The sequence below is a fragment of the Xanthobacter autotrophicus genome, from assembly GCF_030015065.1.
Lineage (GTDB): Bacteria > Pseudomonadota > Alphaproteobacteria > Rhizobiales > Xanthobacteraceae > Xanthobacter > Xanthobacter autotrophicus_D.
Genome location: NZ_JAIVFN010000071.1, coordinates 1 through 24,959, shown reverse-complemented (window position 1 = coordinate 24,959; position 24,959 = coordinate 1). Strand labels below are relative to the sequence as shown.

General features: G+C 67.3%; 24 protein-coding genes. 20 read left to right on the top strand and 4 right to left on the bottom strand.

Annotation, left to right across the window (positions count from 1 at the left end):
• Nucleotides 1-115 precede the first annotated feature (115 nt).
• Nucleotides 116-1,243, top strand: a complete 1,128-nt coding sequence (locus K9U40_RS14760; RefSeq protein WP_282890916.1) for an acyl-CoA dehydrogenase family protein — start codon at nucleotides 116-118, stop codon at nucleotides 1,241-1,243.
• Nucleotides 1,243-2,418, top strand: coding sequence for a CaiB/BaiF CoA transferase family protein (locus K9U40_RS14755; RefSeq protein WP_282890915.1), 1,176 nt, complete (start codon nucleotides 1,243-1,245; stop codon nucleotides 2,416-2,418). Before K9U40_RS14760 ends, K9U40_RS14755 begins: the two co-directional genes overlap by 1 nt.
• A gap of 69 nt (nucleotides 2,419-2,487) precedes the next feature.
• On the opposite strand, the gene K9U40_RS14750 is transcribed toward K9U40_RS14755, so the two are convergent.
• Nucleotides 2,488-2,859 carry an antibiotic biosynthesis monooxygenase family protein gene (locus tag K9U40_RS14750; protein WP_282890914.1) on the bottom strand — a complete coding sequence of 124 codons (372 nt, stop codon included), beginning with the start codon at nucleotides 2,857-2,859 and terminating at the stop codon, nucleotides 2,488-2,490.
• Nucleotides 2,860-3,008: 149 nt separating this feature from the next.
• Here K9U40_RS14750 and K9U40_RS14745 point away from each other — a divergent pair, with 149 nt between their 5' ends.
• Both K9U40_RS14745 and K9U40_RS14740 read left to right on the top strand, forming a co-directional pair.
• Nucleotides 3,009-3,356, top strand: coding sequence for an ArsC family reductase (locus K9U40_RS14745; protein ID WP_282890913.1), 348 nt, complete (start codon nucleotides 3,009-3,011; stop codon nucleotides 3,354-3,356).
• 405 nt (nucleotides 3,357-3,761) lie between these two features.
• Nucleotides 3,762-4,853 carry a tlde1 domain-containing protein gene (locus tag K9U40_RS14740; RefSeq protein WP_282890912.1) on the top strand — a complete coding sequence of 364 codons (1,092 nt, stop codon included), beginning with the start codon at nucleotides 3,762-3,764 and terminating at the stop codon, nucleotides 4,851-4,853.
• Nucleotides 4,854-4,920: 67 nt separating this feature from the next.
• On the opposite strand, the gene K9U40_RS14735 is transcribed toward K9U40_RS14740, so the two are convergent.
• A complete protein-coding gene (locus K9U40_RS14735; protein WP_282890911.1) occupies nucleotides 4,921-6,114 on the bottom strand; it encodes a glycosyltransferase family 4 protein in 1,194 nt (397 codons plus the stop codon).
• Between the two features lie 20 nt (nucleotides 6,115-6,134).
• Complete coding sequence (gene epsC, locus K9U40_RS14730) at nucleotides 6,135-6,722, bottom strand: serine O-acetyltransferase EpsC (RefSeq protein ID WP_282890910.1); 588 nt, start codon at nucleotides 6,720-6,722, stop codon at nucleotides 6,135-6,137.
• A gap of 513 nt (nucleotides 6,723-7,235) precedes the next feature.
• Here epsC and K9U40_RS14725 point away from each other — a divergent pair.
• From K9U40_RS14725 to K9U40_RS14680, 10 genes are all read left to right on the top strand, one after another.
• Nucleotides 7,236-8,420 (top strand): AGE family epimerase/isomerase, encoded by a 1,185-nt coding sequence (locus K9U40_RS14725; RefSeq protein ID WP_282890909.1) that lies wholly within the window; start codon nucleotides 7,236-7,238, stop codon nucleotides 8,418-8,420.
• 207 nt (nucleotides 8,421-8,627) lie between these two features.
• Nucleotides 8,628-9,632, top strand: a complete 1,005-nt coding sequence (locus K9U40_RS14720; protein ID WP_282890908.1) for an NAD-dependent epimerase/dehydratase family protein — start codon at nucleotides 8,628-8,630, stop codon at nucleotides 9,630-9,632.
• A gap of 232 nt (nucleotides 9,633-9,864) precedes the next feature.
• Nucleotides 9,865-11,241 carry a hypothetical protein gene (locus tag K9U40_RS14715; RefSeq protein ID WP_282890907.1) on the top strand — a complete coding sequence of 459 codons (1,377 nt, stop codon included), beginning with the start codon at nucleotides 9,865-9,867 and terminating at the stop codon, nucleotides 11,239-11,241.
• Between the two features lie 169 nt (nucleotides 11,242-11,410).
• Complete coding sequence (locus K9U40_RS14710) at nucleotides 11,411-12,703, top strand: lipopolysaccharide biosynthesis protein (RefSeq protein ID WP_282890906.1); 1,293 nt, start codon at nucleotides 11,411-11,413, stop codon at nucleotides 12,701-12,703.
• 151 nt (nucleotides 12,704-12,854) lie between these two features.
• The gene (locus K9U40_RS14705; RefSeq protein WP_282890905.1) at nucleotides 12,855-14,054 is read left to right on the top strand and encodes a glycosyltransferase family 4 protein; all 1,200 of its coding nucleotides are present in this window, start codon (nucleotides 12,855-12,857) and stop codon (nucleotides 14,052-14,054) included.
• A 33-nt stretch (nucleotides 14,055-14,087) separates the two neighbouring features.
• The gene (locus tag K9U40_RS14700) at nucleotides 14,088-15,455 is read left to right on the top strand and encodes a hypothetical protein (RefSeq protein ID WP_282890904.1); all 1,368 of its coding nucleotides are present in this window, start codon (nucleotides 14,088-14,090) and stop codon (nucleotides 15,453-15,455) included.
• A gap of 634 nt (nucleotides 15,456-16,089) precedes the next feature.
• A complete protein-coding gene (locus K9U40_RS14695; RefSeq protein WP_282890903.1) occupies nucleotides 16,090-16,314 on the top strand; it encodes a hypothetical protein in 225 nt (74 codons plus the stop codon).
• On the top strand, nucleotides 16,311-17,618 hold the full coding sequence (locus K9U40_RS14690) for a virulence-associated E family protein (protein WP_282890902.1): 1,308 nt from the start codon (nucleotides 16,311-16,313) through the stop codon (nucleotides 17,616-17,618). Before K9U40_RS14695 ends, K9U40_RS14690 begins: the two co-directional genes overlap by 4 nt.
• A 354-nt stretch (nucleotides 17,619-17,972) precedes the next feature.
• Nucleotides 17,973-18,467: a DNA packaging protein gene (locus K9U40_RS14685; protein ID WP_282890901.1), complete on the top strand. Its 495-nt coding sequence runs from the start codon at nucleotides 17,973-17,975 to the stop codon at nucleotides 18,465-18,467.
• Complete coding sequence (locus tag K9U40_RS14680) at nucleotides 18,457-20,241, top strand: phage terminase large subunit family protein (protein WP_282890900.1); 1,785 nt, start codon at nucleotides 18,457-18,459, stop codon at nucleotides 20,239-20,241. The genes K9U40_RS14685 and K9U40_RS14680 overlap by 11 nt, the downstream gene beginning before the upstream one ends.
• Before the next feature lie 429 nt (nucleotides 20,242-20,670).
• Here K9U40_RS14680 and K9U40_RS14675 read toward each other — a convergent pair whose 3' ends face one another.
• A complete protein-coding gene (locus tag K9U40_RS14675; RefSeq protein ID WP_282890899.1) occupies nucleotides 20,671-20,934 on the bottom strand; it encodes an Arc family DNA-binding protein in 264 nt (87 codons plus the stop codon).
• Between the two features lie 116 nt (nucleotides 20,935-21,050).
• Here K9U40_RS14675 and K9U40_RS14670 point away from each other — a divergent pair, with 116 nt between their 5' ends.
• The 6 genes from K9U40_RS14670 to K9U40_RS14645 all read left to right on the top strand — a co-directional run bounded on the left by K9U40_RS14670 (nucleotide 21,051) and on the right by K9U40_RS14645 (nucleotide 24,417).
• Nucleotides 21,051-21,356, top strand: coding sequence for a hypothetical protein (locus K9U40_RS14670; RefSeq protein ID WP_282890898.1), 306 nt, complete (start codon nucleotides 21,051-21,053; stop codon nucleotides 21,354-21,356).
• Nucleotides 21,357-21,441: 85 nt separating this feature from the next.
• A complete protein-coding gene (locus K9U40_RS14665; protein WP_282890897.1) occupies nucleotides 21,442-21,663 on the top strand; it encodes a hypothetical protein in 222 nt (73 codons plus the stop codon).
• Nucleotides 21,656-22,015 (top strand): hypothetical protein, encoded by a 360-nt coding sequence (locus K9U40_RS14660; protein ID WP_282890896.1) that lies wholly within the window; start codon nucleotides 21,656-21,658, stop codon nucleotides 22,013-22,015. Before K9U40_RS14665 ends, K9U40_RS14660 begins: the two co-directional genes overlap by 8 nt.
• 73 nt (nucleotides 22,016-22,088) lie before the next feature.
• A complete protein-coding gene (locus tag K9U40_RS14655) occupies nucleotides 22,089-22,802 on the top strand; it encodes a hypothetical protein (protein ID WP_282890895.1) in 714 nt (237 codons plus the stop codon).
• Complete coding sequence (locus tag K9U40_RS14650) at nucleotides 22,799-24,256, top strand: phage portal protein (RefSeq protein WP_282890894.1); 1,458 nt, start codon at nucleotides 22,799-22,801, stop codon at nucleotides 24,254-24,256. Before K9U40_RS14655 ends, K9U40_RS14650 begins: the two co-directional genes overlap by 4 nt.
• Entirely contained in the window at nucleotides 24,253-24,417 is a 165-nt protein-coding gene (locus tag K9U40_RS14645; protein ID WP_282890893.1) for a hypothetical protein, read from the top strand. Before K9U40_RS14650 ends, K9U40_RS14645 begins: the two co-directional genes overlap by 4 nt.
• The last annotated feature ends 542 nt before the right edge of the window (nucleotides 24,418-24,959 follow it).

The following is a 24,959-nucleotide window of genomic DNA, read 5'->3' as shown; positions in this document are numbered from 1 at the left end:
CCACCGCTCTCACCGGTGCAGACGGTGCCCTCCCCCCGCGCAATCCAGCCCCCTCTCCCACAGGCGGGGAGAGGGGGCATCATCCATAAAACAACACTCCGGAGGAAACACGCCCATGATCCTCACCGAGACCCAGGCCGAGATCCGTGACGCGGTGCGGGCCTTCGCGCAGGAGCGCCTCGCCCCCGGCGCCGCCGTCCGCGACCGGGAGCACCGCTTCCCCCGCGAAGAGCTGAGCGAAATGGGCGCCCTCGGCTTCCTCGGCATGCTGGTGCCGGAGGCCCTGGGCGGCGCGGCGACGGATCTCGTCTCCTATGCCCTCGCCTTGGAGGAGATCGCGGCGGCGGACGGGGCCTGCTCCACCATCGTGGCGGTGCATTCCTCCGTGGGCTGCATGCCCATCGTGAAGTTCGGCAGCGAGGATCAGAAGCGGCGCTTCCTGCCCCGCCTCGCCTCCGGCGAATGGATCGGCGGCTTCGCCCTCACCGAGCCGCAGGCGGGCTCCGACGCCGCCAACCTCAAGACCCGCGCCCGGCGCGACGGCGACCATTACGTCCTCTCCGGCGCCAAGCAGTTCATCACCTCGGGCAAGAACGGCAATCTCGTCATCGTCTTCGCCGTGACCGACCCGGACGCGGGCAAGAAGGGCATCTCGGCCTTCATCGTGCCCACCGATACCCCCGGCTACGAGGTGGTGCGGGTGGAGGACAAGCTGGGCCAGCATTCCTCCGATACCTGCCAGCTCGCCTTCAACGACATGCGCATTCCCGCCGATTTGCGCCTGGGCGCCGAGGGCGAAGGGCTCAAGATCGCGCTCTCCAACCTGGAGGGCGGGCGCATCGGCATCGCCGCCCAGTGCGTGGGCATGGCGCGCGCGGCGTTCGAGGCGGCGAAGGCCTATGCCCGCGAGCGGGTCACCTTCGGCAAGCCCATCGCGGAGCACCAGGCGGTGGCCTTCCGCCTCGCCGACATGGCGACCCGCATCGCGGCGGCGCGGCACATGGTGCTGCACGCGGCGGCGCTGCGCGAGGCGGGCCAGCCCTGCCTCACCGAAGCCTCCATGGCCAAGCTGTTCGCCTCGGAGATGGCCGAGCAGGTGTGCTCCGCCGCCATCCAGATCCACGGCGGCTACGGCTATCTCGCCGACTTCCCGGTGGAGCGCATCTATCGCGACGTGCGGGTGTGCCAGATCTATGAGGGCACCAGCGACGTGCAGCGCATCGTCATCGCGCGGGGGCTGTGATGGCGGAAGCCGAGCCCTCCCCTTCCGCTCGCCCTGCCCTGCGCGGCCCGCTGGCGGGGGTGCGCGTCATCGACCTGTCCCGTCTCGCGCCCGGCCCCTACTGCACCATGCTGCTGGCCGACCTCGGCGCCGAGGTGATCGTGGTGGGCGGCGGGCGCGCCGGAGCGGCCATCGCGGAATTCTCCCGCGGCAAGCGCCACGTGGCCCTCAACCTCAAGGCCCCGGAAGGCCGCGCCGCGCTCCATGCGCTGGTGAAGACGGCGGACGTGCTGGTGGAGGGCTTCCGTCCCGGCGTGGCCGAGCGCATCGGCGCGGGCTATGCCGAGTTGTCGGCGCTCAATCCCCGCCTCGTCTATTGCGCGCTCACCGGCTTCGGCCAGGACGGCCCGCGTGCCAGGGAAGCTGGCCACGACATCACCTATCTCGCTTTGTCCGGCGTGCTCGGCGGCCTCGGCCCAAGGGACGCGCCACCCGAGGCGCCGCTGAATCTCGTCGCGGATTTCGCCGGCGGCAGCCTGATCGCCGCCATCGGCATCCTCGCGGCGGTGATCGAGGCCAGGGCGTCCGGTCGCGGCCAGTTCATCGACGCCGCCATGATGGACGGCGCGCTCTCCCTCATGGCCATGCACCTGCCCCTGTGGAAGACCCCCCATTGGCCCGAGCGCGGCGACGGGCTGCTGGGCGGCGGGGCTCCCTTCTACCGCACCTATGCCTGTGCCGACGGTGGCTTCATCGCGGTCGGCGCGCTGGAGCGCGGCTTCTTCGAGACCCTGTGGCGCACCCTTGGCCTCGGCGAGCCGCCGGACCACATGCGTCGCGACCTGTGGCCTCAGATCGAGCGCCAGCTGACGGAAACCTTCGCCGGCGCGCCGCGCGACCACTGGACCGCCCTGTTCGCCGGCACCGACGCCTGCGTCGCTCCGGTCCTGGCGCCCGACGAGGTGTGGCGCGATCCCCACGTCGTCGCGCGCCACCCCGGATGCGGGCCGAGCCGCGTGCCCGCCGTGCCGCGCCTCTCCCGCACGCCGGCCGAGGCGCGGCCGCTGGATCTGTCCGACCGCACCACCGAGGTGCTGCGCGAGATCGGACTCAGCGACGAACAGGCCCGCGCCGCCGCGGCACCCGATGAGGGCGAAGCCCGCTCGGGCCTCGCCTGGCCGCCGGAGATGAGGTGAAGCAGCCGCCTTGAAACGGCTGGACACCCGGCGCCCCTGCTCGTGTGGAAGCAGCCGGGCCAGCGGCCCTTAGAAGGCGGGGTCGGCGCTTGTACGGGACTGGAACGCGGCGTGGCTGTCCTCGGGCGCCGCGTTGCGGTCATCGAAGCCGTAGTCGCGCAGCACGGCGGCAACGCGCAGGCGGTAGTCCCGGAAGATGCCGGCCCGCCCGGCCGCCTGCGCCTTGCGATGGATGGGAAGGTTGCGCCAGGCCTTCACCGCCTCCTCATCTCGCCAGATGGACAGGGACAGCATCTTGCCCGGCTCGGTGATGCTCTCGAAGCGCTCCACGGAAATGAATCCGTCCATCTTCTCCAAATCGACACGCAGCCGAGCCGCAAGGTCGAGATAGGTCTCCTTCTGGCCTTCCGCCGGCCAGACCTCGAAGATGATGGCAATCAAGGTCCCCTCCCGCATTCTTGTTGCATTTCCTGCCGCGTTTCCTGCCGCGACTTTACACCGCTTGCGCAGTTCGCGCCGGACCTGAGGCCCACGGTACCGCGCCGCGTCCGGCTGCGGTAAAGTCCGCGCTTTCGGCACGGGGCATTGCGATGACGACCACGATTTACGGAATCAAGGCGTGCGAGACCATGAAGAAGGCCCGGAGCTGGCTTGAGGCGCACGGCGTCGATTACGCCTTCCACGACTACAAGGCCGCCGGAATCGAGCGGAAGAAGCTGGAAGGCTGGGTGAAGAAGGTGGGCTGGGAAAAGCTGCTCAACCGCGCCGGCACCACCTTCCGCAAGCTCCCCGACGCCGACAAGGAGGGGCTCGACGAGGCGAAGGCCATCGGGCTCATGCTGGAGAAGCCGTCCATGATCAAGCGCCCGGTGCTGGAGACGGGACGCGACCTGCTCGTGGGCTTCAAGCCCGAGGACTATGCGGCGAAATTCGCCTGAGGCCCGCGCCGGACGCGCACCGGCCACGGGAGGATTGCGCCACGGGCAGAAGCGGAATCGGCCCCGCGCATGACGCGTCACGACATGACGCTGGGGAATATCCCGGTCTCGCCAATCCGGCCATGGATTGCTAAAGTTCCCCGAAGGCGGCCTTGTTCTCGCCTTCGTGATCTGGTGTAGCGAAGGGCGTAAAGGGAAAAGTTACCGAGTCTAGGCAGGTTTGCGGGGCTGGCGATGGCCGGGGGGTTCCCGGGTCGAGCATTCACGAAGCCGGCGAATCGGGGTGGGCTTGTTCGCCCCGGACGAGGTTTGTGCGATGCAAGACCGTTCGTCGCACCAGCACCGTGGGACCCTGTCATGAGGAATGAGAGCCGGCACCGACCGGCAACGCTGATAGCGGGGACCATGAGGCATACGAGCTGGACACCGGACGAGGACGCCCCCTTCGACCCGCTGGGTCCGGAGGGCCGTCCGCGCAGCGGATCGGGGCACGCGACCCTCGTCGGTATTGGCACCGGCATCGCCGCCGGGCTGCTTGTGGCGGCCGGCGCCCTCTGGGTGACCCAGGGGTCGTTCGCCTTTGGTGTCTCCGAGCCGCAGGCAGTGGAACGCCCGGCCCGCGATCTCTCCCTCGCCGCCGCCGGAACCACCGTGACCGAGATCTCCCTTGTCATCTCGTCCGGTGCGCTTGAGCTTGAGCCCGACCGCATCTACCTGACCAGTCTCGCCATCGAAGGCGCGCCTTTCGCCGCGCTGCCCGGCACGCAGCAGGCATCCGCGCGGGCGCCGACGCAGCAGCTCGCGCGCAGCGTGCCGCTGCCCATGGCCAACCCCCTCGGCAACCGCAACCAGCTCGCTGCCGGAGACGGCATCCGCGCCCTCCAGCAGATGGACCAGAGCACCGCTCCGCTGCCCCAGCGCAACCCACTGGTCCGCGAGCAGCGCCTCGCCTACGCCTCCCTGCCCGACCCGTCCGCGCCGCTCGCCGACACGCCCTCACCGGTCGCGCCGCCCGCCGCCTCCGACACGCCGCCCGCCTCCGAGGGTGAGGTAGCTCTGCCCACGCCCGGCTCGGGCTATGCGCTCTATGACATCAAGGGCAAGACCGTTTACATGCCCAACGGCGAACGGCTGGAGGCCCATTCGGGCTACGGCGACATGTTCGACGATCCGCGCCACGTCTCGAAGCGGATGGTGGGCCCGACGCCGCCCAACACCTATTCCCTGACCATGCGGGAATCCCTGTTCCATGGCGTGGAGGCGGTTCGTCTCAACCCCATCGGCACGGGCAAGATGTACGGCCGCGCCGGCATCCTCGCCCATACCTACCTGCTCGGCCCGCGCGGGGATTCCAACGGCTGCGTCTCCTTCAAGGACTACGAGAAGTTCCTTGCCGCCTTCAAGCGGGGCGAAGTGAAGAAGATGGTCGTGGTCGCCCAGCTCGACAACGCGCCGAAGGAAGAGAACTTCCTCATGTCGTGGCTGAAGCCGCGCTGAGGCGGGGCGCCCCGGATCGCCTTCCCCGCCCGGTCTTCTCGAAGGATCGACTACGGAGAGACCCTGCTCAGGCCGTGCCCTGGGCAAGGCCGCGATAGATGTCCGAGTAGCCGGTAACGACATCGTCGAGCGTGCGGGAACGCCGCCCTTTCAGGCGCTCGTGCGCATCAAGGACCAGGGCAGGCGCGGCCACGAGCCGGCGGATCGCCGTGGCAAGGCTCTCGGCATCCGGCGCGACAGTCCAGCCGGTGACGCCGTCCTCGAACATCTCCGGCAGGCCGCCGAACGCCGTCGCCAGGACCGGGCGGCCGGCGGCGAGCGCATCGAGCAGAACCAGGGCGCCCGGCTCTTCCCAGATCGAGGGCACAGCGGCCACGTCCACCTTGGCGTAGAAATCGTTCGGTGCCACGAAGCCCACGAAATCCAGCTCAGTCTGGGGCGCGAGCGCGGCCAGCACCGCGCGTTCCTCGTCGCTGACATGGCCGGCAAGCACCAGCTTCACCGTGCCCGGCTCGAGCCGCCCTGCGGCCTCGGCCAGCAGGCGCACGCCCTTTTCCGGCGAGAAGCGGCCGAGATAGCCGACGTGCAACGGCCGTCCTGGAAGATCGAGCGGCGCCAGCCCGATATCGGGGTTCGGCACATTGCGGATGACGTGGCGCGCCGCAGTGGCGAACAGCCCTTCGTTGACGTGAATGTCGAGGGTCCGCTGGCTGACGCCCACCACCGCATTGACCAACGCGCTGCGGCGTCGGCGCCCCATGGTGAGGGCTGCGCAGCTGCCGCAGGTCTTCGTGCACGAGGTCTCCCCCTTGAAGCGCGAGCAGCGGGGACAGACGAGATAGTAATCGTGCAGCGTATGCACCACGGGAATGCCCCGGTCCCGCGCCAGCTGCCAGAGGTAGGCATTCAGGCCGTTGAGGGTGTGGGAATGCACGATCTGCGGCCGGAACTCATCAAGGATGACAGCAATTTCCGGGTGGGCGACGAACCAGTCGTCGACCACGTGCCAGGCGAGATGGGCCAGCGCGTTGTGTTTCGGGCCGAACGGGGTGAACAGGTTGCGCAGCGGCACGAATTCCACCCGTACGCCATTGGCCTCCTCGGTCCGGCGACGCCCGTCGAGGGCGATCCGCACCGCCACAACCTCGTCGCCCTGCGCTGCCAGTCGCTCCGCGATCTGGCGCACCAGCACCTCGGCGCCGCCGAAGATCTTCGGCTGGAGCGGCGTCGGATAGAGGGCATTGAAAAGAGCGATGCGCATGGCCCGGCCCGCGCGCCTGGTCAGAGGGCCGGGGCAGTGAGCGGGTCGGCGCCGGCCGCGGCCTTTGGCGCCGCCGCCGGGATGATCCGCGCCGGAATGCCGATGGCAATGGCATGCGCGGGCACGTCCTTCAGCACGACGGAATTGGCGCCGATGACCGCGCCGTCGCCGATGGTGATGGAACCGAGCAAAACCGCCCCCGCCGAGACGGTCACGTCGTCGCCGAACACCGGGTCACCCGGCTCCTCCCGGCTCTTGCGGCCGATGGTCACGTTCTGCAGCAGGTGCATGTTGTGCCCGATCCGCGCCGAGCCGACGACGATGCCGTATGGGTGCGGCACGTAGAGCCCGCCACCGACCTCGGCGGCCATGGCGATCTCCGACCCGAAGACGAGGCAGCTCGCCCACCAGATGACCCGGCGCAGGGGACGCCCGATCACCGGGATCCGCACCGCCATCTCCTGGAGCCGGCGCGAGAATACGAACTGGAAGCCCGGCGTCACCAGGAACATGCGCAGGGCAAGGAGGAAACTGACGCCCTTGCCCTCGGAGGCGGCATAGCGCTCGAGATCGGCCTTCACCTTCTGAAGCGGCGTTTCGGAAGCCATCAGGTCCAGCCTCTGCTTGTGTCCGCGCCGACCGCCCTGCAAACGCGCTTCGCGCGCAGGAACGCCCGGCCGCGGACCACCGATCCCCCAAGCGATATACTGCGTTGCGGCAAATCCTGAAAGTGGGAAACGGCCACGGGGTTACAGCGATGTGGGAGCAGTGCCATCTCCCCCGGCACGCCCCGCGATGGCAGCGCCGAATGGTGCCCCAGCCTAGCTTAATCTTTGAATTACAGTTCATTATCGGGCGGTGGGTGCGTGCCTTGAGCAAAGTCCCTAGCGCCTTCACCTCGGCCCGGCCGGCTCTCGCGCTCCGGCATGGGACAGGTTTGCGGCCCATGGCGACGATGCTGCGCCGCAATGCAGCATTGCCCGATCCGATGGTGTCGATTACGCACGAGAAGTCGCGGCGCCCGCGCCGCTCCTCTTGCCTCCCCTCTGGTCCAGCCTGCGGCGGATTCGGCGGTTGCCGTCCACCGCCCTCATCTCCCTGACGCTCCCGACAGGTGCCCCATGACCACGTCACCCGCCCTTCGCGAAGCCTCGGCGCTGAGCAGCGCGCTGATGGACTGGCTTCTGAATACCGCCTTGCCCGTGTGGCACGTCCACGGCATCGACCGCGTGAACGGCGGGTTCCACGAGAAGCTCGGGCTTGCATTGGAAATCGAGCCTTTCGACCGGCGCACCCGCGTCATCGCGCGACAGGTCTTCTGCTTCGCCCTGGCGGGGCGCCTGGGCTGGCAGGGGCCCTGGAAGCAGGCCGTGGACGACGGCATCGACTATTTCTTCGCCCGGGCCATGACGCCGGACGGCACCGTGCGCATGGTCATCCATGCGGATGGCACTCCGAAGGACGACACCTTCAATCTCTATGACCACGCCTTCGCCCTGTTCGCCTGTGCCGCGGCCGCCTCCGTGTCGGACCAGCGCGCGGCCATCGAGGCCAGGGCCGTGGCCATCCGCGACCTGCTCGTCGCCTCCTACAAGCATCCCGCGCGCGGCTTCGAGGAGAGCGCCCCACGGACGCTGCCGTTGAAGGCCAACCCGCACATGCACCTGTTCGAGGCCTGCCTCGCCTGGGAGGAGATCGGCGGAGATGCCGAGTGGTCCCGCCTCGCGGACGAGATCGCCGGCCTGTGCCTGGAGAAATTCCTGGAGTCGGAACAAGGCTGGCTGCGCGAGTTCTTCGATGGCGACTGGGCGCCCATGCCGGGCGAGGAAGGCCGCATCTGCGAGCCCGGCCACCAGTTCGAATGGGCCTGGCTGCTCACCCGCTGGGGAACCTCGCGCAACCGGCCCGACGCGCGCGCGGCGGCCTTCCGCCTCGCCGACCTGGGCGAGCGCTTTGGCGTGGACGAAACGCGCAACGTCGCCATCAACACGCTTCTCGACGACGGCTCGATCGTGGACGCCTCGGCGCGCCTGTGGCCGCAGACCGAGCGCATGAAGGGCCATGCCGCCCTTGCCTTGACCGCGCCTGACGATATGGCATTGCAGCATCACCTGACCCTCATGGCGGCAGGCGCGCGCGGACTCCAGGGCTATTTCGCGGTGGAAACGCCCGGCCTGTGGCGCGACCGCATGGCGGCGGACGGCACCTATCGCATCGAGCCCGCGCCCGCCAGCAGCTTCTACCACATCATCTGCGGCATCGAGGAATTCAACAAGGCAATCAAAATGTTGGAGGCCCGCTCCTGAACCTTTGGAGCGTGTCGGCGAGGCGCCTCTGGCAAGCCAGGGAACCCATGACGGCGCACGGTGGAATGGCCATCACCCGCCGCGTCCGCCGGGCCGGTCCAAGCGCCCTGTCTCGACGATGGACAGGCCTGTGTGCAATGCGGTAAGAGAGGCCGAACTGGCCCGCCAGAGGCTCGAGCGTGCCGCTTCCCGCATCAAAGGATTAGTATGCGGTACTTTGTTACTGGGACTGCGGGCTTCGTCGGGTTCCACCTTGCGAAGCGGCTCCTTGAGGAGGGCCATTCCGTGGTCGGCTTCGACGGCATGACGGATTATTATGACGTCGCGCTGAAACAGAAGCGCCATGCCATCCTCGAACGCTCGGATCGCTTCCGGGCGGTGATCGGCCTGCTCGAGGACAAGAACGCGCTCGACGATGCGGCCGACAGCGCCGAACCTGACGTCATCGTCCATCTCGCGGCCCAGGCCGGCGTTCGCTACAGCCTCGAAAATCCGCGCTCCTACATCGAATCCAACATCGTCGGCTCATTCAACATCCTTGAGCTCGCGGCCCGGCTGAAACCCCGGCACCTGCTGCTCGCCTCCACCTCCTCGGTCTATGGCGCCAATGCGAAGATCCCCTTCGCCGAGAGCGACAGGGCCGACGAACCCATGACGATCTACGCCGCCACCAAGAAGGCGACGGAGGTGATGGCGCACAGCTACGCCCACCTCTACCGGGTGCCCACCACAGCCTTCCGCTTCTTCACCGTGTACGGGCCGTGGGGCCGGCCCGACATGGCGCTGTTCAAGTTCGTGGACGGCATCCGCAACGACCGGCCCATCGACATTTACGGCGAAGGCCGGATGAGCCGCGACTTCATCTATGTGGACGACCTGATCGAAGGCATCGTCCGCCTCATCGCCGTGGTGCCGGACGAGGCGAACCGCGTCGAAACGGAAGGCGTCGCGGACACCCTGTCCCACGTCGCCCCGTTCCGCGTGGTCAATATCGGCGGCGGTCATCCGGTCGAACTGACCCGCTTCGTCGAGACCATCGAGGCGAGCCTCGGCAAGACCGCCATCCGCAGGATGCTGCCCATGCAGCCGGGCGATGTGCCGCGGACCTTCGCCGCCCCCGATCTGCTCATCGCGCTCACCGGCTTCAGGCCGGACACGGATATCGAGGTGGGCGTGCGCCGGTTCGTGGAGTGGTACGAGGAGTACTACTAGGGAACGCGTCGATCGGCTTGCCGCGCACGCCGATCGGGCAACGCATTCCCGTTCCAGGGTTGAGAGGCGGGTTCGCCGGCACGGGATTGGCTCAATCGGGTCGGATCCGGCGCCGGAAGAAAGCGCCGCGCGCGTGAAGGCTGTCCGAAGAACAGCCTGGGGAGAAGAACGCGACAGCAGGGATCAGGACGCATTCGACGACACGGGTTTCCGACGCGACGGAGGTGACGCGATGATCGAGCAGCGTTTCTTCAAGACTGGCGCGACCCTCGCGCTCGCCGCCGGCCTGCTTCTGTCGGCTGTCGCCGAGGCCGCCCGCGGCGCCGAGGTGAAGGCCCTCACCTTCAGCCGGGCCCAGATGCCCACCCGTCCTGATCCCCTCGTCACCGGCGTCGGCGTGCATTTCGGCATCGGCGGCGAATACAATTATGCTCCCGAGACCACCGCCACCCTGATCCGCGACCTCGGCGTCGATTCCTTCCGCGACGACCTGCCCTGGCCGTCCTTCGACGCGCCCGGGGCGCAGGCCAACGGTCCGCAGCCCCGCCGGCTTTTCGACTTCATGAGGCTCACGAAGGCGCGGCCCCTGCTCATTCTCGGCCACTCGAATCCGGCCGCTCCAGGGGGCGAGAAGCCGCTGACCGATCCGGCCGGCCGCGCCGCCTTCGTCGACTTCGCCGTGCGCGCGGCAGCCGCCACCAGGACATTCGGCCCGATCTACGAAATCTGGAACGAGTGGAACCTCACGCCCGGCCTCAGGCCGCCCTGGCTGATCGGCCCCGGCACGCCCGGCGATCCGCGCGCCGCCGTCCATTATGCTGCGCTGGCGCGCGCCACCATCCCGGCGCTGCGGGCGGCGGATCCGGGGATCAGCATCCTTTCCGGCGTGACCGGCGGCGACCCGGACTGGGGCTGGACCAAGGCCGTGGTGCGCGACGGAGCGCTCAAAGGCGCCAACGGCCTCTCCGTCCACCTCTACAATCATTGCGAGCCGGACGTGACCACGCGCAATGCCACCGAGCTGGCGGACCGCGTCAGCGCGCTCCAGAGCGCTCTCAAGGCACAGGCCGGCGCGGACGTGCCCATCTACATCACCGAATTCGGCTGGCCCACGGCGCGCCGGCCGTGCGTCATCTCCCGGCAGGCGGCGGCGGACTACATCGCCCAGTTCCTGCTGTGGTCGGCGGCGACCCCATGGCTCAAGGGCGCCTGGGTCTACCAGCTCAAGGACCAGGGGCGTGACCCCGACCAGATCGAGGACAATTTCGGCCTCTACGACTACAGCTACGCGCCCAAGCCGGCCGCCTGCGCGGTCCGGGAGGCGATCCGCCTGATCAAGTCGGCCGGCGCGTTCCGGTTGGAGCGACCGTTCCGCGACCTGTTCGTGCTGCATGCGGCGACCCAGACGGGGGTCCGGCTGGTCGCCTGGACCACCCGGGCGGAGGTAAAGGGCGAACTGCGCTTCCAGAGCGGCCAGCCGCGCCGCGCCGCAGCCCTGTGCAACCTCATGGGGCCGATGAGCGAGGGCCGCGTCCGGATCGGGCCGGAGCCCGTCGTCATCGACCTGGACGGCGGCGCGGTGAATCTCAGCGCGGCGCTCCTGCCATGACCTTCCTGATGCAATCGCCCACCCTCCCCCGCCTCCCGCAGGTCGAGCAAAACGACGAGGCCAAGCCCGCTTCGCTCATGGCGCGGGAAAGGCTTTGCCCGCCCGGACGGGCGCAAGGCGGCTGCCGCTCCAAAGGATTGCGCTCCAAGGTGCCCGATCGGAAACACGCATGAAGTTGCTTCAGAGAAACCTGTCCAGCCTCGCCAACATGAGCCTGCGGGCCTCGAGCCTGGCGTTCCGCTTCGTTCTGTCCTTCTACATCATCAAGTATCTGGGCCTGGAGGCAGCGGGCATCTACGGCCTCGCGCTCGGCGCCATCGGCATCGCGCCGGCCCTGACGAACCTCGGGCTCAATTATTTCCATCAGCGCGAGCTGGTGGGGCAGCCGCCCTCCTTCTCCGCCCCGCGGATGAAGACGCGCCTCGTCGCCTCGACGGTGACGACGGCGATCCTCATGGTGATCGCCCTCATCGTGGCGCTCGCCATCGGCTTCCCGCTCTCGCCGATCCACCTCATCATTGCGGGGCTGGTCTGGCTGGAGGTCTATGCCAACGACCTGCATCTCTCCCTGGTGGCGCTGGAGATGCCGCTGCAGGCCAACACCCTGGTCTTCATCCGGCTCGCGTCCTGGGTGCCGTTCGTGATCGTGCTCGGCCTGCTGGTGCCGGAAACGCGCTCCATCGAGTTCGTGCTGCTCGGCTGGCTGGTCAGCTATGTGCTCTTCTTCGCCCTGCTGTTCTGGTTCGTGCGGTCCTGGCCGCTCGCCGAGGCCATGCGCGCGCCGCTGCAAATCCAGTGGCTGAAGGAGCGAATCCGCATCGCGTGGTTCATCTTCATCAGCGACATGGGCCTCGTCGGCTTCATCTATGTGGACCGCTACATCGTCTCCTTCATGCTCGGCCTGGAGCTGACCGGCCTCTATACCTTCTACTGGTCGCTCGCGAACGCGCTCCAGACCCTGGTGGGCACCGCCATCATCCAGGTGGCGATGCCGACGCTCTACAAGGCCTACAATACGGGCGTGGTCGCCAACTGGCGCAAGGCCATGCGCCAGCAGCTCGGCAAGGTGCTGAGCTACGCCCTGGTGCTGGGCGCGTGCATCTTCGTCGCCTGCGAATTGCTCATCCACTACATGGGCATGGGCCATCTGGCCGAGCATCGCGGCGTGTTCATCATGCTGCTGCTCTCCTCCGCGATCCGCTCGGTCTCCGACCTGATGAACATCGGCCTGATGAGCGTGCGCAAGGACACCCAATACGCCGCCATCAACCTCGCCGCCGTTTTCATCTCGGCGGGCGTGACCTTCGCCGCCACAGGGTTGATGGGCTTCGAGGGCGTCGGCGTCGCCGCCTTGCTCGCCGCGCTGATCGTGACCTCCATCAAGGCCGGCATCCTGCTGCGCTTCGCCTATCGCAGCGGCGGCGGCCGCACGGCGACGCCGTCCGGCACGGGAGAAGGCTGATGCGCAGGCGCGGCCCGCGGCCCCTGATGCGGGGCCTGAACGATCTGGATCATGTGCTCGGCCGCTCGCGTCCGAGCCCGTTGGAAATGAGCGCGCCCCGGCCTTCCGGGCAGGTGCTGCCGGGCGCACAACTTGGGGGAGTCCGCGCGCGATGACTTATCTGGACAAGGCCTCTGCCGGGCAAAAGGTGCTGTTCCTCGTCGAGGTGATCAATTGCAATGACGGCATCGCCTCCTATTGCGAGACGCTGGCGTCCGGCCTGAAGGCCCGTGGTGTCGAAGTCCACATGGTTTCGGGCAAGGTCCGCTACGACGAGAAGTCCCTCGGCAAGCGCGAGATGCTCGACGCCGCGCTCAAGACGTGGACAGTGTTGCCGGAGATGAAGAAGTTTCCCCCGCCGGCGCTCGTCCGGAAGGTGAAGGACATCATCGTCAAGAACGACATATCGGTGATCCACGCCCACGGCCTCGGCATGCTGATCTTCGGGCGCATCCTCTCGCTCCTCACCGGCAAGCCGCTGGTGGGCACCTATCACCAGTCGGTGCTCGGCAGCCTTCAGGACGTGCTGCGCAACTCCAAGAAGAAGTTCGGGCCCCACCAGGAATTCTTCCTCAACGTCGCCGCGCCCAAGGCGCTGGTGGTATTGTCGGAAGAATCCCTCAAGTTCCTGCGCAGCCACCGGATCTATTTCAAGCAGCGGGTGGTGAAGGTGCTGGGCGGCACCAACCTCGACCATTTCCGCATGCCGACCGAAGCCGAGCGGCAGGCCGCCCGCGCCCGCTTCGGCCTCGCTCCGGACGACTTCGTCTGCATCCTCGCCGGGCGCCTCGCCTGGGTGAAGGGGCAGGACCTCCTCGTCAAGGCGATCCGCCAGATCCGCTCGACCCATCCGGAACTCAAGATGAAGTGCCTGTTCGTCGGCAGCGGCGGCGGCAAGGAGCGCGAGGAGGAGATCAAGGCCATGGCGTTCGCGGACGAGGCGGACAAGGCCACGTTCCAGTTCGTCGGCTTCATGAGTGACGTGCGCGAGGCCCTTTGGGCCTCCGATGCGTTCGTCCTGCCAAGCCGCTTCGAGGGTTTCGCCCTCGGCGTGGTGGAGGCGATGGCCACGGGCCTGGTGCCGATCCGCACCCCCGCCGGCGGCGCCGCCGACCAGATCGAGGATGGCAAGTCGGGCCTCATCGTTCCGTTCGAGGATGTCGATGCCCTTGCCGCCGCGATCCTGAAGCTGACTGACCCGGCCACGCGCCAGCGCATGTCCGCGATCTGCTCGGAACGCGCCCACGCCTTGTATGGCATCGACCCCATGGTGGACGCCATGATCGACGTCTACGGCCTCAAGGCGGCCTGAGCGGCGGCGCGCCCACACGAGAGGAGGGAGAGGATGGGCAGGCACGTCGTCTTCGGCATACTGTGTTCCGTCCTTCTCACCGCGGTGCTCACCGGCAGCATGCAGCGGAGCGTGGCGGCATTCTCCGTCACGTTTCCCGCGCCCGACGCCGCCACGCGCTCGGCGGCGCCCAACCCTCCGGTTCTCGGCGTGCTGACCAGCTTCGGCTCCCGTCGCGCGATGGGGTACGTGTCACCGGACCTGGTGCGCAAGCAGCTCGACGAACTGGGCGCCAACTCCTACCGCGACGGCATTGTGTGGGCGTCCTTCCGCTTCCCGCCGGACGCGCCGCCGCAGATGGTGGAGCGCCGCCGGATCATGAACTTCCTGCCGGTCGCGGGCCGCAGCCCCCTGCTGGTCCTCGGTCCGCCGGATCAGGAGCCCGCCCCCATGGGCGCCCCCTTCACCGATGCGCAGATCGACCAGTATTCCGCCTTCGTGAAGCAAGTGGTGGAGATCACCAGGCCGTACCAGCCCATCTATGAGATCTGGAACGAGTTCAACCTCAAGGTGGGCCACGTCTTTCCGGGCAAGCGCCTGACCGGCGAAGGGGATGCATCCGACCCCCGCGCCGCCATCTACTACGCCCCGCTGGCGAGACGCGCGACACAGGCGGCGAAGGCCGCCAATCCGCAGGCCAAGGTGGTCGTGGGCGCTGTGGGCGACGATCCGGACTGGGCCTGGACCAAGGCCATCGTCCGCGAGGGCGCGCTGGAAGGCGCCGACGGCCTCTCCGTCCATCTCTACAATCACTGCGCTCCGGTGCGGACCGCGACCGAGATGATCGAACGCACCGAGCAGCTCGAAGCCAGCCTCATGCCCCTGACCGGTGGCCGCGAGGTGCCTCTCTACATCACCGAGTTCGGCTGGCCCACCCCCCAGACGCGCTGCGGTCTCAGCCTTGAGCAATCCGCCGCCAATTTTGCGCAGTTCGTCCTGCTGTCCGCCACCCTGCCCTATCTGAAGGGCATCTGGGCCTACGAGGTGAAGGACAAGGGCACGAACAGGCAGGACATCGAGCAGAATTTCGGCCTGTTCTTCCACGACGACCGGCCCAAGCCGGCCGCCTGCTTCTTCCGCATGGCCGCCGACATCGTCCGCGAGGCGCGGCACGTCGAGGTGAAACGGCCGGAGCCGGAGATCTTCGTCATGCGCGCCGTGATGAGCGACCACCAGATCGTCCTGGCCTGGACGACCCGCCCCTACGACCATGTCCCCGTGCGCTTCGACGACCAACCGAAGAACGTCAGCCGCATGTGCGGACCGGGCCTGCCCAGAGCCGATGCCGTCGAGCTCACCGGCGCCCCCGTCATCGCGCGCTACGACCTGTCCCAAGCCCCGACCATCGCCTTGGGCAACTGACGCCATCGGCGTTGCGTCTTCATCGTGAGCGTCGTCCCGGGCGCGCCTTCATCGGTAGGACGTGTGCAGGGCTGTTCGTGCGTGAGGGAAATCGGCTGGTCAGCCCTGAGGTTTTGCCAAAACCGCTCAAGGTACTCATTGACCTGCGCCAGCCTGCGCTTCACCTCGGCAGGATCGGCTGTCCGAAGCGAGACACGAACCAACTGGGTCCGGCCCGAAATGGTAACGGACCGAAACTCGTCACCGACCAGAATCGAGAGGCGCGTGCTCTTTCTTGAGTTTAGAGGGCGATTCACCGAACAAATTGATTCAATTTGCTCGGATCGCGCTCTAGCTGTCGCGCGTCGCTCGGAATGCGACGCTCGTAGTGCCTGTTCTAGGTCCCCTTGCGCTTCATCGGGCGGACCAGCCGAAAGAGCACTGTCGCACACCCGTGCATTACAGCCGGACAGGCGCAACACCCTGATAGGGCTTATCCTTCTACGCGAACGCGATTTTGGGAAGGAATGGTGCCCAGGGGCGAGCCCCAAGTGGCACCACATTCCAAGGGGGTTACGGGCGAGTGGGACGAAAAAACGTCCTCTGACCCGCAAAGCTTTTCCGGCGGGACTGTCCCACCGGAAGAGTGAGGGAAATGGCCGACCTTGCCGATCTGACCCAACCGAAGAGAGAGTCCGCCAAACGCCTCTGCAGCGGCCCGGTTGCACCGAACCTCGCTGCCGAGGCTCGCGCCATCGCGTCCGACGTGCGCCGCATCGGCCGCGGGCGCGGGGCATCGCCTGAGTCCATGCTCATCCAAAAGCACGATGCCGCCGACCGCTTGCTCGCGCTCGCCAGTCGGTTGGAGGTCGCACGATGACGGAGGTTACCGAAGGCCACCGCCGCATCGCTCAACTGCTCAACGAAGCGACCGCTCCGGCCGCCAAGCGCCGCCGCGCGCACTTCGATTCGTCCCGCCCTTGGCTGTTGGACTGCACGCTGGACGAGAAGGGCCGTCCGCTTTCGAACCTTGCAAACACGCTCCACGGCCTCCGCTGCGACGACGCGCTGGCCAGGCTCGTGAGCTACGACGAAATGGCGTCGGCCGTGATGCTCAACGCGCCTATCCCCCTCGCGGCCGACCCTCACGCGCTGCCGGACGACAATTTCCGGCCGCGCGAGCTCACCGACGCCGACCTGATCGGGCTTCAGGAATACCTGCAGCTTGTGGGGCTGCCCCGGCTCGCGAAGGACACGCTCCACGACGCCGTGAACGCCCGGGCGCGCGAGGAGTCCTTCCACCCCGTGCGAGCCTACCTCCTCGGCCTGCACTGGGACGGCCATCCGCGCCTTAGCGATTGGCTTCATGCTTATCTCGGTTGCGAGCAGAACCGCTACGCCGCCGTCATTGGCTCGAAGTTCATGATTTCAATGATCGCGCGTGTGATGGAGCCAGGGTGTAAGGCCGACTACGTGCTGATCCTGGAGGGGCCACAGGGCGCCATGAAGTCCACCGCCTGCCGTATCCTCGGTGGCGAGTGGTTCTCCGACAGCATGCCGGATGTGTCTGGCGGTAAGGATGCCAGCCTGCACCTGCGGGGAAAGTGGCTCATCGAAGTCGCGGAGATGTCCGCCATCAGCCGGGCCGAAGATGCAGCGCTCAAAGCGTTCCTGACCCGGCCAGTGGAGCGTTTCCGCCCTCCCTACGGACGCGTGGAAATCACACTGCCGCGCCAATGCGTCTTCATCGGCACCACGAACAAGGCGACGTACCTGCGGGATGAGACGGGCGGCCGGCGCTACTGGCCGGTCAAGGTCGGGAAGATCGATCCCGACGCGCTCGCCCGCGACCGCGACCAGCTCCTCGCCGAAGCGCTCCACCTCTATCGGGAAGGGCGACCGTGGTGGCCGAAAGCCGAATTCGAGCGCGAGTGCATCCAGCCCGAGCAGGACGAACGCTATGAGGCGGATGCCTGGGAAGGCCCCATCGGTAGCTGGTTGGTCGGCAAGCAGCGCGCGACGGTCTCGGAGGTCGCCACCTATGCCCTCTTCATTGAAACGGGGCGCATCGGCACCTCCGATCAGCGCCGCATCACGGTATGCCTCGGACGGCTGGGGTGGTCACCGGGGAAGCGAGGGACGGGTGGCGTGCGGTGGTACGTGCCAACGGCTGTCAGCGAGTGACGCAGTGACGGAGTGACGGACTTTGACGCACTTTCCATATGAGCCCCATGCGTGCGCGCGCACATCCCTATTTATCCGTATCTGCGTCACTGTCTGTCACTGCGTCACTAACCTTTTAGGTTCAATGGGTTGGATAGTGACGCACCGAGTGACGGACTTCAGGTGCGTCACTCGGCTTCCTCCGGCACCCAACGGGAGGGACCGGTATGGCGACCGGGCCACATGCCCAGCCTCAATTCCCTTGGGTCCTTCCCCAGCAGGGGCGCACGGGGCCGCTGCCTCCCGAGATTTGGCGCGCTGAGGTCAATTTCATAGCTAAAGACCAATCGGGACAATGGGTTAGATATGCAGCAGATGCATGGATCAGAGACCATCGAGGCGCCGACCAAGGTCCGGAAGGTGGCCTTCGCGCGGCTCGTGAACGTCTCGCCGGGCCGCGTCTCGCAGATGATCGCCGCCGGCCTGCCGGTGGAGGCGGATGGGCGGATCGACGTGGCGCGGGGCAAGCTCTGGATCCAGGGGAACGTCAGCCCGACCCGCTCGGCGGCGCAGGCGGCCCAAGGCGCCCTGCCCTTCGCTGCCGTGCCCGATGCCGCTGCCGAGCGGCTCCGGCTGGTGAAGGAGCAGGCCGACCATGCCGCCCTGAAGAACGCCGCCCTCCGGCGCGAGCTGGTGCCCGCCGCCGAGGTGGAGCGGGAATGGGCGGGCGTGCTGCGCCAGGTGCGCGCCGGCATCCTCGCCGTGCCCTCTCGGCTGCGCCAGCTCCTGCCCGGCCTCGCCGCCGCCGAGGTCGAGGCCATCGACGCCGAGCTGCGGCGCGTGCTGGAGGAGATGGCCGATGGCAAGTGAACTCCTCGCGGCCGTCCGCGCCAGCGCCCTGCGCTCGCTGGCGCCCCCGCCTCGCCTATCCCTGTCGGACTGGATCGAACGGGAGATCCGCTTGCCGGCGGACGTGTCGGCCCTTCCCGGCGCCATCCGCCTCTACCCGTTCCAGCGCGGCATCGCCGACGCCATGTCCGATCCCGGCACCGAGCGCGTCACCGTCGTGAAGTCGGCCCGCGTCGGCTACACGACGCTACTCGTCGGCCTGCTTGGCTCCCACGTCGTGAACGAACCGGCGCCGGTGCTCTTCGTACTCCCCACCGAGGACGACTGCCGCACGTTCGTCGTCGGCAATGTCGAGCCCACCTTCGAGGCGTCCCCCAGCCTCGCTGGCGCCCTCGCCGGCGACCAGGGCGCGGCGGATCGGAACACCCTCCTGTCCCGCCGTTTCCCTGGCGGTTCGCTGAAGGTGGTGGCCGCCAAGGCGCCGCGGAACCTGCGCGCCCACAACACGCGCATCCTCATCGTCGACGAGGCGGACGGCATGGAGATGACTGCCGAGGGCTCGCCCATCGCCCTCGCCGAGAAGCGCACCCTGTCCTTCCCCGACCGCAAGATCATCGTCGGGAGCACGCCCATTTTCGAGGACTCGAGCCACGTCCTCGGCGCCTATGTCCGATCCGACAGGCGCGTGTTCGAGGTGCCCTGCCCCCATTGCGGCGAGTTCCATGAGGTGCGCTGGGCAGACATCCATTGGCCGGAGGGGAAGCCGGAGGCGGCGCACTGGTGCTGCCCTGGCTGCGGCTGCGCCGTCGAGGAGCGGCAGAAGCCGGCCATGGTCGCCGCCGGCCGCTGGCGGGCCACAGCGCCGGAGGTGAAGGGCCATGCGGGCTTCCGCATCAACGCCCTCGTCTCGCCGCTGGCGAATGCCGCCTGGGGCAAGCTGGCAGCGGAGTTTCTCGCGGCAAAGGACGACCCCGGCCTGCTCCAGACCTTCGTGAACACGGTGCTCGGCGAGGGCTGGCGCGAGGCGGGCGAGGAGATCGACGAGAACGCCCTCGCCGCCCGGGCGGAGCCCTTCTCGCTGGAGGCCCTGCCGCCGGAGGTGCTCGCCATCACCGCCGGGGTGGACGTGCAGCGGGATCGCCTCGAGGTGACGTTCGTGGGCTGGGCGCGCGACGGCACCGCGAGTGTCCTGGGGCACCGCGTGGTGTGGGGCCTGCCGGAGGAGAGCGAGACCTGGTCGGAGCTGGACGGGCTGCTGAAGGAGCGCTTCCCGCATCCCCTCGGCGGGCGCCTGGGCGTGGATGCGGCGGCGCTTGATTCGTCGGACGGCGCCACCATGGCCCACGTCTACGCCTTCGCCTTCCCGCGGGCGGCGCGGAAGGTGCTCGCCATCAAGGGCGCGCCGGGGCAGCGGCCGTGGATCGAGAAATCAAAGGGGCGGCAGAAGGGCGGCTGGCTGTGGATCGTCGGCGTGGATGGCATCAAGAGCCACCTGGTGGCGCGAATCGCCCGCGGGCGGGCGCTGCGCTTCTCGCAGACGCTCCCGGCCGTCTGGTACGAACAGCTCGCCTCGGAGCGGGTGGTGGTGCGTTACGCCCGTGGCCAGCCGCAGCGGCGGTTCGAGCGTATCCCCGGCCGGCGCGCCGAGGCGCTGGACTGCGTGGTCTATGCCTTCGCGGCGCACCAGGTGCTGAATGTGAACTTCGACCTGCGGACGAGTGAAATGCGGCAGGTGACGGAGCCGGCGCGGCCGGAGCGGAGGGGTGTTATCAAGAGTCGGTGGATGGATTATTAGTACTGGCTGGCCGATCTAGATCCAAGCACTCCAAATGCCGGAGATCGCGCTTAAAAGGCCCAAACATAATCCAAACTTTGGATTCCATGACATAAACGTTTTTATTTCATTCCATACAGGAGTGTCAGGATTGTCGACTAAATGCCTAGTAATGGCGCTAGGTGGACCATTCGGATATTCACTTTCGTCAAAGAATGGCTCCACTGACCTTTCAAAGAAATCCACAAGATGAAGTTGAACAAGTGCCGATATCGCAAATAGACCGCTCGCCGTTTGTGCGCACGATGCAGCAAACTGAAATGATTTGATCGTCAAATAAATCGACACGAACAGAAGCCCAGTTGACGTCAATACAAAAGACATCAATACGAGCTTTTCAACTAACTTGATATGTGGATTTATCATTTTGCGCGCCGATATGAATGCCGCTTATCTTTTATCAAGAAGTTTAGTAATCAAATCCTCCAGCCGCTCCATTCTGCTATTCATTCCATTAAATAGTCTTTCGACTTCCGAATACGTGTAGGTATCTTTTACTTCAAAGGTATAAGAAGGTGTAAATGATCGCTCCAGTCTCGTAATGATTTCTGAGTTCATGGATCGATTATTTTCCTTTGCCGCCTCGGCGATGCGATCTCGCATTCCTTCCGGGAGGCGCACAACGAACTTATTCTGATCTCGAGTGTCGTTCATGTGAAAACCGTAGTGGCAAATGGGCAGTCTGAAAATGATGCCATATGGGCATTAATGCCCTATTGATATCATGATGCCCATGTGGCATCATTCGAGCAGTCCAAGGGGTACTGCTCATGACCTCCCAAGAACATTGGTCTCGCTTGCCGCTTCGCCTTCCGCCTGACCTCAAAGCCTGGCTGGCCGCAGAGGCGGCCCGCAATGGCGCGTCGCAGAACTCCGAGATCGTGCGCGCTATCCGCGAGCGCATGGAGCGTACAACCTCCGCCGAGGCCGTTCGCCAGATGGAAGACGACGGGTCTGCGCCCGAACCTCGCCGGGTGCCAACCCCTCCCAGCCCGCAGGCCCGTGCCACGATGCTGCGCGCCCGCGACGCCATCGCGGACGAACTGCTCAAGCAGCACGACGCCAAGGCCAAATAACGAACGATCAACCATTGGAGAAACTGACATGCCCAACTCCGCCACCGCGGGGAACGCCGCCGCCATGCCCGCAAAGAGGGTAGACTTGAACGATATCCACTCTGACGTCTGGCACCTGTACCAGTTGCTCGACATCCTCGTTGAAACGCTCATCGACGGGCGAACGGCGTCCGAGAGCATGGAGCGTGCAGCGGCTCTCGCCTGGATAGCGCGCGACCTCGCAGAGCAAACCGGCGCCGCCATCGACAATAATTTCCGAGGGATTGCAAAGGGCATCCCTTCGCAAACCGAGGCCACCAATGTCTGAAATCATCACCGCCCGTCGCGGCTTCCTGCGCGGCCTCCTCGCCCTGCCCCTGATTGGTGGCGGCGTCACCCTCATCGGCCAGCCCACGGCCGCTGCCGTTCCGGTCACTCCGGAGCTCATGACCCGTTACTGCGCCTGGCTGGCCCGCGAACTGGGTGAGGCCTTGGTGGAGCGTGACGTGCTGCTCTATCCCACCATCCCCGACATAGAGGCTTTCCGGCGGGACGCCGTGGATCGGTGGCCTCAGTACAACTGGCCGGAAGACCCCGTGGCCGTCGCCGCCGCGCGCTCGGGTGTTCCCAGCCAACGCGCGGCCGTCGTGCTCGGCGCGGCGGGATGCCATCTCCCCTAACAATTCGACGAATTAAACTTGCAATTCAATTCGACGAGTTGCTATTCTGTCGGGAGGAACCGGAACCTCATCCATGGCCAAGCGCGGAACCCACTCGATCCTGACTCCCGAAGAGCAGGCGCTCGCCAAGCGCCTTGCTCAGAATCCCGATGCGTTCATGACCGCGGAGGCGTGTGCCTTCGCCGCTGCGCTCGCCGAGGATAAGCGCGACGATTTCTTGCGCGGCATGGCGGAAGTCGAGGTGATCAAGCGCAAGTCGGCGCCCCTCATCCAGCCTTACGTGGAGCCGCGCTTCACTCTTTCCGCCATCACCGAGGGCCTCGGCGTGCCCGAGGTGACCATCCGCAACTGGCTCACCCGCGGCCAGCTCGACCTTGGCGCGGAGACCGCCCGCGCCAAGGGAAAGTGGCGCCTCTTCAGCCTGCGTGACGCGGTCATCATCCATGTCGCGTTCCAGCTCAGCCGCGTTGGCGTGCCGGTGGCGGTATTCCACGATGTCGCGCAAAAGGTCGCCCGCTTCGGCGAGATGTTCTTCAAGGGTCCCGTCGGCATGGTCCGCCGCCCCATCGTCGTGCTCACCAACGGCGGGGAATGGCAGTCCCATCTGCACCACGATTCCGGCCCGTTCCGCCTCACCGACCTCGATATCCCGCCCGCGGCCGTCGTGCTCAATGTGGAGCAGGTGATCGTCCGTACGCTCCACGCCCTCGGCTTCGATGCGATGGTCGGCACTGCGGCTGAGATCGATGCAGCCCTTCGCGCCTCCGAAACCGGGGGCGACGAATGAATTTCCGCACCATCTTTTCCTCCCTCACCGGCCGCGCCGCCCCCGCGGCCGGCGGCGGGCGGCGCGCTGTGGTGGGCGCGCCGCCCGCCACCCGCTCCTATGAAGGCGCGGGCGCCGGCCGTCGCTGGCGCGGCTTTGGGCCGACCCTGCCGCCGCTCGCGGCGCAGCTCGCCGCCCGCGGCACCCTCGCCCAGCGTGCCCGCCACCTGGTCGCCAATAATCCCCTCGCCGCCAGCGCCGCCGACGCCTGGGTTTCCAACCTTGTGGGCACCGGCATCAAGCCGCAGTCCGCTCATCCCGAACCCGCCGTGCGTGCCCAGCTGAATGCAGCGTGGGAGCGCTGGACCGACGTGGCCGACGCCGACGGCCTCGGCGACGCCTACGCCCTCCAAGCCCTCGCCGCGCGGCGCATGGTGATCGACGGTGAGTCCTTTGCCGCCATCGCCCACGGCGAAGACGGCGCGCCGCGCATCCGCGTCCTTGATGCCGAGCAGGTGGACGGCACCATGCATCGCGACCTCGGCAACGGCGCCCGCATCATTGCCGGGATCGAGACCGACGCCGCCGGCCGGCGCGTCGCCTTCCACGTCTTCCGCGACCGCCCCGGCCTGCCGCTGGCCACCTCGCTCGACACCCTTCGCATCCCGGCGGCGGACCTGCGCCATGTGTTCAACCCGACCATGCCGGGCCAGGTGCGCGGCGTGAGCTGGTTCGCCCCGGTGCTGCTGAAGCTGGCCGACCTCGATGGGGCGATGGATGCGCAGCTCATGCGCCAAAAAGTGGCGGCGCTGCTCGCCGGCTTCGTCATCGATCCCGACGGCACGGCCGGCGGCTTCGAAGGCGAGCGCGACGGCGCCGGCAACCTCGAAGGCGGGCTCGAGCCGGGGACGCTGAAGGTGCTGGCGCCCGGCCAGGACATCCGCTTTTCCGACCCCGCCAAAGTGGGGGCGGAGGTGATCGACTTCCTCAAGATTTCCGCCCGCGAGATCGCCGCCGGCCTTGGCCTCCCCTACGAGACGCTGACCGGCGACCTCTCCGGCACCAACTATTCCAGCATCCGCGCCGGCCTGGTGGCGTTCCGCCGCCGCGTGGAGGCGCTCCAGCACAATGTGCTGGTGTTCCAGCTCTGCCGCCCCGTCTGGCGCCGCTTCGTCACCGCCGAAATCCTCTCCGGCCGGCTCGCCGCCCCCGGCTTCGAGCGCGACCCGGAGCCCTTCCTTTCCGCGCGATGGATCACGCCGCGCCAGGAGTGGACGGACCCCAGCAAGGATGCCGAAGCCGAGGTGCTGGCTATTCAGAACGGCCTGATGAGCCGCCGCCAGGCCGTGGCCGGCCGCGGCTACGACCTCGAAACCCTCGACGCGGAGATCGCTGCCGACAACGAGAACGCCGCCGCCCTGGGCCTCACCTTCGGCGGCACGCCGGCGCCGGCCTCGTCGGAGGAAGCGGCATGAAGGACCTCCTCACCGCCGAGTGGAGCACCTTCTTCCGCATCGCCCGGCCGCGCGCCATCCGTTGTTCGTGCGACGAGCTGCGCCGCCTCGCCGTCGCGGCCCGCATGTTCGCTGATTATTGCGAGCGCCTCGCCTCCCACGGGGAGCCTTCCGACACATGAACGCCCCCACTGAGCTCATCACCCGCCGTGCGCCGCTGGCCGCCACCAGCTGGAACGCCGACGCTCGCACCCTTGAGGCGACCTTCTCCACCGGGGCCGACGTGGAGCGTTTCGACGCCCGCGGCGCCTTCGTCGAGCGCCTCTCCCTGGATCAGGACTGGACCGCCTTCATCGGCGCGCCGGTCCTGAACGCGCACCGCCGGGACGACTTGAATGACGTGCTCGGGTCCGTCCAGAAAGCCTGGACGGTCGGCGGGAACCGAGAAGCCCGCGCCGTCATCAAGTTGTCCCGGCGGGCCGACGTTGAGGCCGTTGTGCAGGACATTCTCGACGGCCACCTCCGTGGGGTGTCCGTCGGCTACATCGTTTCCGATTGGAAAGAGACCACCGAAAGCGGCCGGCGCGTGAAGACCGCGACCCGCTGGAGCCCCGTGGAGCTTTCCATCGTCCCCATTCCCGCCGACCGTCAGGCCACCATTCGAGGTGAGACCATGCCGGCCCCCACCTGTCTCTTATACACACTGACGCTGCCGACGACTTAA

Excerpts from the sequence above, each read along its gene's own strand:
- K9U40_RS14760 (WP_282890916.1), top strand. The coding sequence starts at position 116 with ATGATCCTCACCGAGACCCAGGCCGAGATCCGTGACGCGGTGCGGGCC.
- K9U40_RS14755 (WP_282890915.1), top strand. The coding sequence starts at position 1,243 with ATGGCGGAAGCCGAGCCCTCCCCTTCCGCTCGCCCTGCCCTGCGCGGC.
- K9U40_RS14745 (WP_282890913.1), top strand. The coding sequence starts at position 3,009 with ATGACGACCACGATTTACGGAATCAAGGCGTGCGAGACCATGAAGAAG.
- K9U40_RS14740 (WP_282890912.1), top strand. The coding sequence starts at position 3,762 with ATGAGGCATACGAGCTGGACACCGGACGAGGACGCCCCCTTCGACCCG.
- K9U40_RS14735 (WP_282890911.1), bottom strand. The coding sequence starts at position 6,114 with ATGCGCATCGCTCTTTTCAATGCCCTCTATCCGACGCCGCTCCAGCCG.
- epsC (WP_282890910.1), bottom strand. The coding sequence starts at position 6,722 with ATGGCTTCCGAAACGCCGCTTCAGAAGGTGAAGGCCGATCTCGAGCGC.
- K9U40_RS14725 (WP_282890909.1), top strand. The coding sequence starts at position 7,236 with ATGACCACGTCACCCGCCCTTCGCGAAGCCTCGGCGCTGAGCAGCGCG.
- K9U40_RS14720 (WP_282890908.1), top strand. The coding sequence starts at position 8,628 with ATGCGGTACTTTGTTACTGGGACTGCGGGCTTCGTCGGGTTCCACCTT.
- K9U40_RS14715 (WP_282890907.1), top strand. The coding sequence starts at position 9,865 with ATGATCGAGCAGCGTTTCTTCAAGACTGGCGCGACCCTCGCGCTCGCC.
- K9U40_RS14710 (WP_282890906.1), top strand. The coding sequence starts at position 11,411 with ATGAAGTTGCTTCAGAGAAACCTGTCCAGCCTCGCCAACATGAGCCTG.
- K9U40_RS14705 (WP_282890905.1), top strand. The coding sequence starts at position 12,855 with ATGACTTATCTGGACAAGGCCTCTGCCGGGCAAAAGGTGCTGTTCCTC.
- K9U40_RS14700 (WP_282890904.1), top strand. The coding sequence starts at position 14,088 with ATGGGCAGGCACGTCGTCTTCGGCATACTGTGTTCCGTCCTTCTCACC.
- K9U40_RS14695 (WP_282890903.1), top strand. The coding sequence starts at position 16,090 with ATGGCCGACCTTGCCGATCTGACCCAACCGAAGAGAGAGTCCGCCAAA.
- K9U40_RS14690 (WP_282890902.1), top strand. The coding sequence starts at position 16,311 with ATGACGGAGGTTACCGAAGGCCACCGCCGCATCGCTCAACTGCTCAAC.
- K9U40_RS14685 (WP_282890901.1), top strand. The coding sequence starts at position 17,973 with ATGCATGGATCAGAGACCATCGAGGCGCCGACCAAGGTCCGGAAGGTG.
- K9U40_RS14680 (WP_282890900.1), top strand. The coding sequence starts at position 18,457 with ATGGCAAGTGAACTCCTCGCGGCCGTCCGCGCCAGCGCCCTGCGCTCG.
- K9U40_RS14675 (WP_282890899.1), bottom strand. The coding sequence starts at position 20,934 with ATGAACGACACTCGAGATCAGAATAAGTTCGTTGTGCGCCTCCCGGAA.
- K9U40_RS14670 (WP_282890898.1), top strand. The coding sequence starts at position 21,051 with ATGACCTCCCAAGAACATTGGTCTCGCTTGCCGCTTCGCCTTCCGCCT.
- K9U40_RS14660 (WP_282890896.1), top strand. The coding sequence starts at position 21,656 with ATGTCTGAAATCATCACCGCCCGTCGCGGCTTCCTGCGCGGCCTCCTC.
- K9U40_RS14655 (WP_282890895.1), top strand. The coding sequence starts at position 22,089 with ATGGCCAAGCGCGGAACCCACTCGATCCTGACTCCCGAAGAGCAGGCG.
- K9U40_RS14650 (WP_282890894.1), top strand. The coding sequence starts at position 22,799 with ATGAATTTCCGCACCATCTTTTCCTCCCTCACCGGCCGCGCCGCCCCC.
- K9U40_RS14645 (WP_282890893.1), top strand. The coding sequence starts at position 24,253 with ATGAAGGACCTCCTCACCGCCGAGTGGAGCACCTTCTTCCGCATCGCC.